The sequence below is a fragment of the Veillonella denticariosi JCM 15641 genome (assembly GCF_002959855.1).
In the GTDB taxonomy this organism is placed as follows: Bacteria; Bacillota; Negativicutes; order Veillonellales; family Veillonellaceae; genus Veillonella; species Veillonella denticariosi.
The window spans coordinates 348909-361813 of record NZ_PPDB01000001.1; the positions used below are offsets into that span (position 1 = coordinate 348909).

At 47.4% G+C, this 12905-nt stretch carries 11 protein-coding genes; all 11 read left to right on the forward strand.

Features of this window, described 5'->3' with window-relative positions:
• The first annotated feature begins 343 nt into the window (after nt 1–343).
• On the forward strand, nt 344–835 hold the full coding sequence (purE, locus tag VEHSUH05_RS01690) for a 5-(carboxyamino)imidazole ribonucleotide mutase (protein WP_105090551.1): 492 nt from the start codon (nt 344–346) through the stop codon (nt 833–835).
• A 151-nt stretch (nt 836–986) separates the two neighbouring features.
• Nucleotides 987–1715 (forward strand): phosphoribosylaminoimidazolesuccinocarboxamide synthase, encoded by a 729-nt coding sequence (gene purC, locus VEHSUH05_RS01695; RefSeq protein ID WP_095065272.1) that lies wholly within the window; start codon nt 987–989, stop codon nt 1713–1715.
• 12 nt (nt 1716–1727) lie between these two features.
• Entirely contained in the window at nt 1728–3146 is a 1419-nt protein-coding gene (purF, locus tag VEHSUH05_RS01700) for an amidophosphoribosyltransferase (protein WP_105090552.1), read from the forward strand.
• Nucleotides 3133–4194, forward strand: a complete 1062-nt coding sequence (gene purM / locus VEHSUH05_RS01705; protein ID WP_105090553.1) for a phosphoribosylformylglycinamidine cyclo-ligase — start codon at nt 3133–3135, stop codon at nt 4192–4194. Before purF ends, purM begins: the two co-directional genes overlap by 14 nt.
• Before the next feature lie 76 nt (nt 4195–4270).
• Nucleotides 4271–4894: a phosphoribosylglycinamide formyltransferase gene (gene purN, locus VEHSUH05_RS01710; protein WP_105090609.1), complete on the forward strand. Its 624-nt coding sequence runs from the start codon at nt 4271–4273 to the stop codon at nt 4892–4894.
• Nucleotides 4895–4933: 39 nt separating this feature from the next.
• Nucleotides 4934–6463, forward strand: coding sequence for a bifunctional phosphoribosylaminoimidazolecarboxamide formyltransferase/IMP cyclohydrolase (gene purH / locus VEHSUH05_RS01715; RefSeq protein ID WP_105090554.1), 1530 nt, complete (start codon nt 4934–4936; stop codon nt 6461–6463).
• Nucleotides 6464–6560: 97 nt separating this feature from the next.
• Complete coding sequence (gene purD / locus VEHSUH05_RS01720; protein WP_105090555.1) at nt 6561–7823, forward strand: phosphoribosylamine--glycine ligase; 1263 nt, start codon at nt 6561–6563, stop codon at nt 7821–7823.
• A gap of 301 nt (nt 7824–8124) precedes the next feature.
• The gene (locus VEHSUH05_RS01725) at nt 8125–9267 is read left to right on the forward strand and encodes an isochorismate synthase (protein WP_105090556.1); all 1143 of its coding nucleotides are present in this window, start codon (nt 8125–8127) and stop codon (nt 9265–9267) included.
• A 165-nt stretch (nt 9268–9432) separates the two neighbouring features.
• Nucleotides 9433–11214 carry a 2-succinyl-5-enolpyruvyl-6-hydroxy-3-cyclohexene-1-carboxylic-acid synthase gene (menD, locus tag VEHSUH05_RS01730; protein ID WP_105090557.1) on the forward strand — a complete coding sequence of 594 codons (1782 nt, stop codon included), beginning with the start codon at nt 9433–9435 and terminating at the stop codon, nt 11212–11214.
• Nucleotide 11215: 1 nt separating this feature from the next.
• Nucleotides 11216–12040 carry a 2-succinyl-6-hydroxy-2,4-cyclohexadiene-1-carboxylate synthase gene (gene menH / locus VEHSUH05_RS01735; RefSeq protein ID WP_105090558.1) on the forward strand — a complete coding sequence of 275 codons (825 nt, stop codon included), beginning with the start codon at nt 11216–11218 and terminating at the stop codon, nt 12038–12040.
• Nucleotides 12033–12875: a 1,4-dihydroxy-2-naphthoyl-CoA synthase gene (menB, locus tag VEHSUH05_RS01740; protein WP_095065288.1), complete on the forward strand. Its 843-nt coding sequence runs from the start codon at nt 12033–12035 to the stop codon at nt 12873–12875. Before menH ends, menB begins: the two co-directional genes overlap by 8 nt.
• Nucleotides 12876–12905 lie beyond the last annotated feature (30 nt).

The window sequence follows — 12905 nt, forward strand, 5'->3', positions numbered from 1 at the left end:
ATACTGGAAACTATATGATAAATATGATTATATCCTGTCATAAAAGACTTTGATGACACTGTTTCAATCGAAGTGAAGTATCTGATTTATTATGTGGATTCTTCATGGATCTTATTTCTTAATCATTCGATTGTTCGATATATTATGAACAATAACAAAAACTTATATATTAATTATTCGAAAAAGTATTGACCGAAGGTTTTGTGAGTGTTACAATTTAGCTACCAAAAGGAGGTAGCACCATGAAACACTTTTATCAACAATTAACAAGTGAATCTTCGGAGGCTATCCGTGCGCATTTGACCCGGTCTGTTCAGGCTGGGCTTTTTTATTAGGAGGTTATATGAAGGTCGGTATCATCATGGGCAGCAAGTCCGATTTGGACATAATGAAGAAGGCATCTGCCGTATTGGATGAATTTAATATTCCCTATGAAATGGTTATTGCTTCGGCTCATCGTACGCCGGAGGCTGTGCGGTCCTTCGTAACACGCCTCGAAGCGGAAAGCGCTATCGCCTTTATTGCCGGTGCCGGTGCGGCGGCTCATTTACCGGGGGTTGTGGCAAGCTTTACAACGCTTCCCGTTATCGGTATTCCTCTTAATGCGACGGCTCTTAAGGGCGTCGACTCATTACTTGCCATCGTTCAGATGCCGTCCGGTATGCCTGTGGCGACGATGGCTGTGGACGGGGCTAAAAATGCGGCTCTCTTTGCGGTACAGATCGGTGCCGCTTTCAATAAAGAATTAAAAGAACGATACGAGCAATATCGAAAGGATATGGCGGATAAAGTGTTAGCGGACAATGAGGCATTGCAGAGCGAACTCGGTAAATGATGTCGATTCAGACTGTATCGTCCGCTGCGAGGTAATATATCTCACGATGAATACTTCGGAATTTTCGGAATTAAAGTTTTTAATATTAACAGTTTCAGCATTTATTCCGGTTAAAATAGATCATTCATAATTTACGGCAAAGGAGATCATCATGGCTAACATCGAACTGGACAAATTGACATTATTGTATGAAGGTAAAGCGAAACAGGTGTATCAGACAGATAATAAAGATGAATACATTGTACATTATAAGGATGATGCCACCGCATTTAACGGCGAAAAACATGACACGATTCTAGGTAAGGGCGTATTGAACAATAAGATTTCCTCGTTCTTCTTTGAACTGCTAAAAAAAGAAGGTGTACCGACTCATTTTATCCGTCGTGAAGATGACCGCAATCAATTGGTACTTACCTTAGATATCATTCCATTAGAAGTTATTATTCGTAACATTGCAGCGGGCTCCATGGCGAAACGCTTCGGCATCGAAGAAGGAACACCTTTACAACATCCGATTCTAGAATTCTGTTATAAAAACGATGAATTAGGCGATCCTTTTGCCAATGAATCGCAGATTACGGCGCTCGGATGGGCTACGCAGGAAGAACTTGATACGATTTCTACCATCACTTTAAAAGTAAATGATATTTTAAAGAAATTTTTGGCTACAAAAAATGTAACCCTTGTAGATTTTAAAGTGGAATTCGGCAGACATAACGGCGAAGTGCTTTTAGGGGATGAAATTTCTCCTGATACATGCCGTTTCTGGGACGCTACAACGGGTGACAAGCTTGATAAAGACCGTTTCCGTCGCGATCTCGGCAATGTTGAAGAAGCCTATAAGGAGATGTTGTTCCGCCTCACAGGCGAGCGTGCTTAATCGGAGTGACTCATGAATTACGATCCTATTTTTGACAAGTGGCATGAAGAATGCGGTGTGTTCGGCATCTTTGATCATACCGTAGATGTGGCTCGTTATGTGTACTGGGGTTTGTTTGCGTTACAACATCGGGGGCAGGAAAGCGCCGGTATCGCCGTTACGGATGGGCACGATGTGGAATTGAAAAAGGGCATGGGTCTTTTGACGGAGGCTATTAAGGAATTGCCGACCTTGCCGAGTTATATGGGAACCGGTCATGTCAGGTATTCCACGACGGGCTCCAATAATCCTCGCAATATTCAACCATTGGTTATTCATTATCAGGGCGGACAGATTGCGGTGGCTCACAATGGTAATTTGACGAATGCCCTTACTATCCGCAAGCGCCTTGAAGCGGACGGTTCGATCTTTCAGACGACCATGGATTCGGAGGTTATCGTAAATTTAATTGCCCGGTCCAAGGCTGCCACACAGGTAGAACGCATCGCCGATGCGGCGCGTCAAATCGAGGGGGCTTTTTCGTTGGTTATTACCACAAATGATTCTCTTGTGGGCCTTCGCGATCCGCAGGGATTCAGACCTCTCTGCTTAGGCAAGACCGAGAACGGATATGTACTGTCTAGTGAAAGCTGCGCTTTTGACGCGATTAAGGCGGAGTTTATACGCCATATCGATCCGGGTGAAATGGTCATTATCGATGATAGCGGTGTACGCAGCACTATCTATGCGGAGCCCGAAAAAATCGATAAAAAGCTATGCGTTTTTGAATATATTTATTTCGCCCGCTCCGACAGTCATATCGACGGTCAGTCGGTGTATGAAGCGCGTATCAACATGGGGCGTGAATTATATAATGAAACAAAATATGATGCGGATATTGTCATGTCCATCCCCGATTCGGGAACGACCGCCGCATTAGGATATGCAAGAGCCTCCGGAATTCCTTTCGCGGAAGGTCTCATTAAAAATCGTTACAGCGGACGTACATTTATCAAACCGAATCAGGAGGAACGTGAGCTGGCGGTGCGCATGAAACTCAACGCATTGCCTCATGTCGTCAGCGGAAAGCGTATCGTTCTCATCGATGATTCCATCGTGCGAGGTACTACGAGCGGACTCATCGTTAAAATGTTAAAAGAGGCGGGCGCCAAAGAAGTTTACATGTGCGTCAGCTCTCCCACCATTGAGTACTCCTGCCATTACGGCATCGATACGTCGGTCAGAAAAGAACTCATTGCAGCGACTCATACGGTGGATGAGATTAAGAGCTATATTCATGCGGATAAGTTACATTATTTATCCCGTGAGGGGCTCTGTCGCGCTGTTTCGGGCGTAGGCGCAAAAGATTTATGTTTCGCCTGCTTCAATGGTGATTACAGTGTTGCGGTTCCGTCGGAACAGGAGGAAGGGGTCAAATATGTGCTCGAATAAAACCAGTTTAACCTATCGTGACGCCGGTGTTGATATCGATGCGGGAAACCGCGCCGTGGAATTGATGAAGGAATCCGTAAAGCGCACTTATACTCTCGGGGTAGTAGGAGATTTAGGAGGCTTTGGAGGCCTGTACTCCTTGGCGGGGCACAGCATGACGGATCCCATGCTCGTATCCGGTACTGATGGGGTAGGGACGAAATTACGACTCGCCATCATGATGGATAAACACGATACAATCGGTCAGGATTGTGTGGCGATGAGTGTGAACGATATCCTCGTTCAGGGGGCGACGCCTCTATTTTTCCTCGATTACATTGCAGTGGGCAAGTTGGACCCGGTGAAAGTCGCGGATATTGTGCGCGGTGTAGCGCGGGCATGCGAGGAATCAGGCTGTGCTCTATTGGGTGGTGAAACAGCCGAGATGGCGGGATTCTACGATAATGATGATTATGATGTGGCCGGCTTTGCTGTGGGAATCGTTGATCGACCTAAACTTATTACCGGTGAACATATCGCGGAGGGAGATATCATTTTGGGATTGCCTTCGTCCGGTGTTCACTCAAATGGATTTTCATTGGTTCGTAAAATCGTATTTGAACATAAGAAATTCTCCATCGATACCAGAATTCCTGAGTTCGGCAAAACCTTGGGTGAGGAGTTATTGACGCCGACACGGCTGTATCCGAAGGCTGTATTGCCGCTCCTAGAGAAAAATCTGCTCAAAGGGATGGTTCATATTACGGGTGGCGGCTTTTATGAAAATATTCCTCGCATTCTGCCTAAAGGCATAACGGCTCATATTGATGTCAGTACATGGCCTCGCCTGCCGGTATTTACAAAACTGCAGGAGTGGGGTAATGTGGCATGGCCTGAAATGTACCGTACTTTCAATATGGGAATCGGCATGATTCTCGTCGTGTCACCTGAACAGGCGGACGTAGTGAAAGCGGATCTTGCGAAACGGAATGAAGCGGTTTATGAAATCGGCCGTGTCGTTAATGGTGACGGCCCTGTAGTTCTCAAAGGGGCTGAATTTGATGCATGAGACTGATGATATCGGCGCTATCGCTATTGTGAGCAATAGCGTCGGCAGTATCACGACCGATGTAGGGAACGGTGGTATGGGTAATAAAGTTGTGAAGAAGAGACTGGCCCTTTTTGCCAGCGGTCGCGGTTCTAACGGAGAGGCTCTTTATAAGGCCATGTGTGACGACTATATTAACGGGACATTCGTTGTAATTATTACGGACCATCATGATGCGGGGATTGTACAGCGTGCGGACGGGTGGGGGATTCCCATTGTCGTCATAGAACGGTCGGATTATGATTCCAAGGCGGATTTTGAGGCCGCTCAATTAGAGGCCCTCGCGCCTTATGGGGTGGACGGGATCGTACTCGCCGGATATATGCGTATCCTCGGACGTCAGTTAATCGACAGCTATGAGTATCGGATTTTAAATATTCATCCCGCTTTATTGCCGTCCTTTCCGGGTCTGCATGGACATCGACAGGCTATTGATGCGGGCGTAAAGGTAACGGGATGTACCGTTCATTTTGTAGATGCCGGTATGGATACGGGGCCCATTATTATGCAGAATACGGTGCCTGTATTGCCCGATGATACGGAGGATACGTTGAGTGAACGGTTATTGCCCGTAGAACATGCTACATACGTTGAGGCATTGCGGTTATTTTGTGCTGATAAGCTTTCTGTTGAGGGGCGCATCGTACGCAATGAAGAATAAGATTGTCATTCTGTGCGAAAACAGAGGTTGGGAGGATATATGATTAAGAATGCACTTTTAAGTGTATCCGATAAAACGGGAATTATAGATTTTGCAAAGGGATTAGCTGAGTTAGGCGTCACCATTTACTCTACAGGCGGTACATTGAAAGTCATCGCTGATGCAGGTATCCCTGTAAAGTCTGTTGAATCCTTGACGGGCTTTCCAGAAATGATGGACGGTCGCGTGAAAACATTACATCCAAAGGTGCATGGCGGTATTTTGGCTATTCGCGATAATAAAGAGCATCAGCAGGCGATGGCGGAACATGGTATTGAACCTATCGATTTGGTGGCGGTCAACTTGTATCCGTTCCGGGAAACCATTGCAAAACCCGATGTATCGCTGGAGGAGGCTATTGAGAACATCGATATCGGCGGTCCTACAATGGTACGGTCGGCTGCGAAAAATCACGCATATGTAGGGATTGTGGTCAATCCGAATCACTACGATGAAGTTCTTCACATGTTAAAGACAGACGGTGAATTGTCAAAAAAATATCGTTTCGCTTTGGCGAAGGAAGCCTTTGCACATACGGCGGCTTATGATGTAGCTATTGCTAATTACATGAGCACTATTCTGAAAGAAGGTCCTACACCGCCTGAATATTTAAGTGCTTATGAAAAGGTGACCGATCTCCGGTATGGTGAAAATCCCCATCAACGGGCTGCTTTCTATAGTGAAATCGGTACGGCTCATGGTATGGGGGCATTAAAGCAGTTACACGGCAAGGAGTTGTCTTATAATAATATTGTGGATATGGAAGCGGCCTGGAATATGGTGTGGGAATTTACGGAGCCCGCGGCCTGTATCATTAAACACACGAATCCATGCGGAGCCGCTACGGCAGATACATTGAAGGATGCTTATGTATCGGCTTATGAAGCGGATTCCGTTTCGGCCTTTGGCGGTATCGTTGCACTTAATCGCGAAGTGGACGGCCCGACGGCGGAGGAAATGAGTCATATCTTTTTAGAAGTTATCATGGCGCCTGCTTTCAAAGAGGAAGCATTGACCATTTTAGAAGCAAAAAAGAATATACGCCTCATCGAATTGTCGAAACCGGAATCGGGGCAAGTGACGGTAAAGAAAGTTTCCGGCGGTTTATTGGTGCAAACGGAGGATGATATCGTTGAGGACCGCGCAAATTATAGAGTGGTGACGAAGGTGCAGCCTACGGAGGCGCAGTGGAAGGCTCTTGAATTTGCGTGGAAGATGGTAAAGCATGTGAAATCAAATGCCATACTCATTTCCAATGAGCATCATACATTGGGCGTCGGTGCGGGACAGATGAATCGCGTCGGCTCCGCTAATATCGCACTGGAACAGGCGGGTGAGGCGGCTCATGGTGCCGTTATGGCATCGGATGCGTTTTTCCCGTTCGGCGATACCGTTGAAGCGGCGGCGAAACATGGTATTGCGGCGATTATCCAGCCCGGCGGATCCATTCGGGATGAGGAATCCATCAAGGCTGCCGACGAAGCGGGCATAGCCATGGTATTTACCGGCATTCGTCATTTTAAACATTGATATAGGAACATGGAATGCAGTATTGCCAGAGTATATATTCATTTTAATATATTTTAGTTATGAAACTTGGCGCATTAGGCGCCGGACGGAGGACTCTATGAAAGTATGTGTCATCGGCAGTGGTGGCCGCGAGCATGCCTTGGCTTGGCGCCTCTCTATCAGCCCCAGTGTAACGAAGGTATACGCTGTTCCCGGCAGTGCGGCCATGTCCGGTTGTGCCGAGTTGGTAGGAATCGACTGGAAGCAAACAGAACACTTGATTCAGTTTCTGAAAGATAATCAGGTGGACCTTGTCGTCATTGGTCCTGAAGCCCCGCTTGTGGCAGGGCTTAGCGATAGTTTGTGCAGCGCAGGTATTCCCGTGTTCGGTCCGTCCAAGGCGGCGGCTCAACTGGAAGGTTCCAAGGTCTTTGCGAAGGAGCTGATGAAACGCTATGATATTCCGACCGCTGCATATGGCGTATTTTCCGACGTTGAATCCGCAAAGTCATTTATTGATGATACGGGGGCGCCCATCGTAGTGAAGGCCGACGGTCTCGCTGCGGGCAAGGGCGTCGTTGTAGCCATGACCGTGGACGAAGCGTATGCAGCCGTGGAGGATATGCTCAGCGGTAATCGTTTCGGTGAGGCCGGGCATACCGTGGTTATAGAGGAATTCATGGTCGGTGAAGAGGCGAGCTTGCTCGCATTTGTGGACGGCGAGACGGTGGTTCCCATGATTGCATCTCAAGATCACAAGCGCATCTTTGACGGCGATAAAGGTCCTAATACAGGCGGTATGGGGACCTATGCTCCCGCTCCGGTTCTGACCGATGAACTTCGGGATGAGGCGATGCGGACAATTTTAAATCCCGTTGTAAAAGCATTGGCTGATGAAGGTATGCCGTATGTGGGATGTCTGTATGCGGGACTCATGATTACCGATGAAGGTCCGAAGGTGGTCGAGTTCAATGCGCGTTTCGGCGATCCTGAAACACAAGTGGTATTGCCTTTACTGGACAGCGATTTAGGCGAAATTATGATGTCCTGTGCCAAGGGTACATTGAAGGCGGAAGAGGTGCGGTGGAAACAATCATCCGCTGCCTGCGTCATCCTTGCATCGAAAGGCTATCCGGAAACATCTTCGAAAGGTGATGTGATTAAGGGGGATATCGAACCCTATGATACGACTATCGTATTCCATTCCGGTACAAAGCTCGTCGACCATCAGTATGTGACCGATGGCGGTCGCGTTCTGGGCGTCGTGGGACTCGGGAAGGATCTTCAGACGGCTCTGGACCGAGCCTATGGACGAATAGAGCATATTTCCTTTGACGGTATGCAATACCGTAAGGATATCGGTGCTAAAGCTTTCAAATAAATAATTCTCTACATCGTGGAATTGCGCATGACCCTTCCGGTGGTAAAGTGAAATAACCTTATCATTGGGAGGGTCTATGCTATGTGTCATGGCCGGAGTGGAGGATTGTTTTATTTCTTATTTATGATATAATGAAAACGTGAAAGAGCCCGTCAACGTGCTAGGGCGTTAGGCTCATATCAAAAATGTAGAAACTTTTAACGATGACGCCTGACGTGTAAGAGGACTAAATCTTTTATACGTTAGGCGTTTTATATGATGAATATCTGATTACATAAATAGCGATAAGCGATATACGATTATGATATATAATAAAGAACCGTTGGAACTGAATAGCCCCGTAGCTTTTTGGCTCAATTTTCCGAATGAGGAACGCGTGTTTTGGGTGGATCGTCAAAGTGACCGTATCGTTGTCGGTGCCAAGCGCTTGGCGACGGTTCTCGATGACGAAGACCGTAAACGGTATGCCTATGTATTTTATGGGGATACTTTTTTTGATGCCTCGAATGATCCTAAATGGGAGGGGATGGGGCACGAGATGATTGCTTTCACCCATTACTATATTGTGGAAAACGGGGAATCTTTTTACCTATATGCGGGGGAACCGGCAGTTATCGAGGACGTACCGGTGCCGCGCGTACGTCATGAGTATGTGGAAACGAGTGATGATAGAGCCGACTGGGACCGTTTGATGAATGCTATCGGTGAAAGCATTGCGCATGGAAAAACGACAAAGGTCGTTGCATCCCGCGAGGTTCAGTTTACGAGTCCGGAACCTTTTAATGTGGCAAGCATTTTGGCTAATTTGGCGGATAATAATCCAAATTGTTTTATTTTCGGGTATGAAAAGGATGGTCGCACATTTTTAGGCGCTTCGCCGGAGATTCTGGTGCGCCATCGAGGTAGCGAAATCTTGAGCTATGCGTTGGCCGGAACAGCGCCGAAGGATGGCCCAAATGCGTGGACAAAGGAACAGTTGCTTACAGATTCTAAGAATTTGCTTGAGCACAATATCGTACGGGACCGGATTCTGAATACCATGAAAGACATTACGCCTCATGTATCGGTAGGGGAAACGGGCATTATGGAGCTGGCTCATCTATACCACTTACGCACCATCATTACCGCTACAGATTCGACGAAGTCCTTGGTCGAATGGGCGAAATTGCTGCATCCTACACCGGCCCTCGGCGGTGAACCGCGGGAGCAGGCGCTTGCTCTGTTACAGAAATATGAAACCCATGAGCGAGGTATGTATGCGGCGCCATTCGGTTTTATGAAAGACATGGGGGATGGCATCGTCGTCGTGGCCATTCGGTCGGCTCTCGTTATAGGTAATGCCCTGTATGCCTACGCCGGTTGCGGTGTCGTAGGCGACTCCGATGCAGATGCGGAGTATGAGGAAACTAACAATAAAATGAGAACCATATTAGATGCATTATAAATTTCTCGTAGTTATGGCTGGTCAGCATGCGAAAAGCCTCCAAGGCCACCTACTTCGCTTCGCGAAGCCGCCAAGTCGTTTTTCTCATGCTAACCAGCCTTTTGACTAATTTATAATGCATTTTTTGAACCACACCTTACCAAAGGAAAAGTGAAAGGAATCGAAATGAACGAATATATTGCAGCCCTCGTAGACGAACTGCATCGACTCGGCGTACGGCATGTCGTATTTAGTCCGGGATCGCGTTCTACGACGATGGCCATGCTTTTTAAGGAGCATAAAGGCTTTGAAACATATATGAATATTGACGAACGGTCGGCTGCTTTTATGGCCTTAGGTATTGCAAAGGCTCATAAGAAGCCGGCTGTACTGGTGTGCACATCAGGTTCTGCGGTGGCTCATTATTTACCGGCTGTTCTGGAGGCTCAATATAGTGGCGTTCCGCTTATTATTTTGTCCGCCGATCGACCTCATACATTACAACATATGGGGGCTCCGCAGACGATAGACCAGCAAAAGCTTTTCGGTACGGCTGTCAATTATTATGAGGAACTATCTGTACCTCGTGAGGAACATTTCTATACGTATCCGCGTCAGGTGGCGCGCAAGGCGTGTATGAAAGCAATGGACCTGAAGCGCGGCCCGGTACATATTAATGTACCTCTCTTTGAGCCGTTGGTACCTGATTTTGATAGAAAGCACTTTGAGGCGGGGCGCATGGAACAATCGTTTTCACTGGTGACCGGTATGTTGCAGCCGAGTGCAATTCAGCCCGTTTACGAGGCGCTTTTGAACAAGAAGGTTATCGTCTTGGCAGGCCCGGCTTGGGGCCTTGACGAAGAAATGGCTATTTTGGAATTGGCGCATATGCTTAAAGCGCCTATTCTTGCAGATCCGCTATCAAATATGCGCCGCATCGATGATGAGCATATCATCACCTCTTATGATGCATTCTTGGCCGATGAAAATCGTCGTGATGCATTGCAACCGGATTGTATTTTACAAATCGGTCAGATGATTGTATCCAAGCGTGTTCAACAATGGATAGGGACTATGGACGAGACGACGATTATATCGGTGAGTCCTACTATGGATTATACGAATCCTATGGGAAATACGACCATGTATATTCAGTCGACAGCACAAGGTTTGATGAACGGCTTGAAGCGATATGTTGTTGAATTGCATTCTGTCGGTGCAGCGAATGCTACTGATATGACGCGTATTTCGATCGGTGCAGCGAATACATTTACCGGGACAGAGAACATTGCTGATGGTTGCGATCAAACGTTTGATACCTCTATCGATGAGTACCTTGCTGCATGGATTGATACGGAATCATACAGTCGTAATCAATTGGATGCGGTGGCGAAGGAATCGGAATTATTCGAAGGTCGAACCATCTATATGTTACAACGATTCATGCCGAAGGACGGTCAAATCATGAGTGCCAACAGCATGAGCGTCCGCGATATGGATTACTTCTGGGCCGGTGGGCGCAGTGATGCGGATGTATACGGAAATCGCGGTACCAACGGAATCGACGGGACCGTGTCGACCGCATTAGGCCTGTCCACGAACGGAAAGACGACCGTATTACTGACGGGGGATTTGTCGTTCTTTCACGATTTGAACGGTCTTGCCATCGCAAAGACACATGAGCTGAATCTCACCATCGTCCTTCATAACAACGATGGGGGCGGCATTTTCCAATACTTGCCCCAAAAAGGCACGGAGCATTTTGATTATTTATTTAACACGTCGCAAGGTATTGACTATAGTGGTCTTGCCACATTATACGGTGTTGATTATGTGCGCGTTCGGAATAATGACGATTTAGAGGCGGCGTTCGCACAGTATATCGGTCAGTCGGGGGTACATATCATTGAAATTCCAACATCCAAGGAAGGAAGTCGAGAGTTGCATAAGAAATATCGGATCCACTGATATGCAACGCATGTATATAGACTTAGGGTCCTATCGATACGGCTTGACTATTGTCGGCACCGGTGAGCCGCTGGTATGTCTTCACGGATTTTCCGAGTCCGGATATACATGGAACGGGATTACACTGCCGGGGTATCGCATGATTCGCATCGATACGATCGGTCACGGTGATTCTGATGTTCCCGATGACGAGATGGCCTATACGATTCCCGTTATGCTGGAGGATTTGCATACGGTTCTGTATCATGTGGCCGGTGAAAGCTATCATCTGATGGGGTACTCCATGGGGGCGAGATTAGCCTTGCTCTATACATTGCAATATGAGTCGGAGGTCAAACGCCTCATTTTAGAGAGCGGTTCCGTCGGCATTGCCGAGGATTCTGGACGTGAGGCGCGAAGACGAACTGATGAAGAGTTGGCTAAACGTATTGAAACTCACGATGGGGCGTGGTTTGCGGAGCATTGGGCGCAAGCGCCGATTTTTGCATCACAACAGCGACTTTCACAGAAGCAACGGGAACTCATATATCGTAGACGTGCACATAACAGTCCGAATGCGTTAGCCGCTACATTGCGTGGATCGGGACAAGGTGTCATGCCCTATGTGGGAGATGATTTGAAAAAATTATCCGTCTCCGGACTATATGTGAGTGGCGCGTTGGACATAAAATATACTACAATAGGAAGAGATGGGTTCGGCACGATGTCGAACTTTCACCATGTCATCGTCGAAGGGGCGGGGCATAATGTGCACATAGAGCAGCCGCGCGCATTTGAGCAGGTGGTGCTGAATTTTTTAGATGAGAAAGGTTACATCCATGAGTAAATTTGATTGGAAAGTACTAGATCGTAATTACGAAGACGTTATTTATGAGACTTATAACGGTATTGCAAAGATTACTATCAATCGTCCGCAGGTGCGCAACGCGTTCCGTCCGAAAACGGTTATGGAATTGATTGATGCGTTTACGGTGGCCCGTGAAGATAACGAAGTGGGCGTCATTGTATTGACAGGTGCAAACCACGGACAAGGGGAAGACAAAGAAGCGTTTTGCTCCGGTGGTGACCAAAGCGTGCGCGGTCACGGCGGTTATGTAGGTGAAGATAATGTGCCGCGCCTTAATGTTCTGGATCTGCAGCGTTTGATCCGCGTTATTCCTAAACCTGTTATCGCCATGGTAAACGGCTACGCTATCGGTGGCGGTCATGTATTGCATATCGTGTGCGACCTTACCATCGCCTCCGAAAATGCAAAGTTCGGACAGACTGGTCCTCGTGTAGGTTCTTTTGATGCCGGTTACGGTGCGGGCTATTTGGCGCGCATGATCGGTCATAAACGGGCCCGTGAAGTTTGGTTCCTCTGTCGTCAATACACGGCTGCACAGGCTTATGAAATGGGTATGGTCAACTGCGTTGTGCCGTTCGATAAACTCGAAGAAGAAACGGTCCAATGGTGTAGCGAAATCCTTGAATTATCTCCTATGGCGTTGCGTATGTTGAAGGGAGCCTTCAATGCGGATACGGACGGCCTTGCGGGCTTACAACAATTCGCAGGGGATGCGACGTTGATGTATTATACTATCGATGAAGCTAAGGAAGGTCGCGATGCGTTTAAGGAAAAACGCAAACCTAATTTTAAACAATTTCCTAAGTTCCCTTAATGAAATAATGCATGAGGTGAGAGCCGTTCG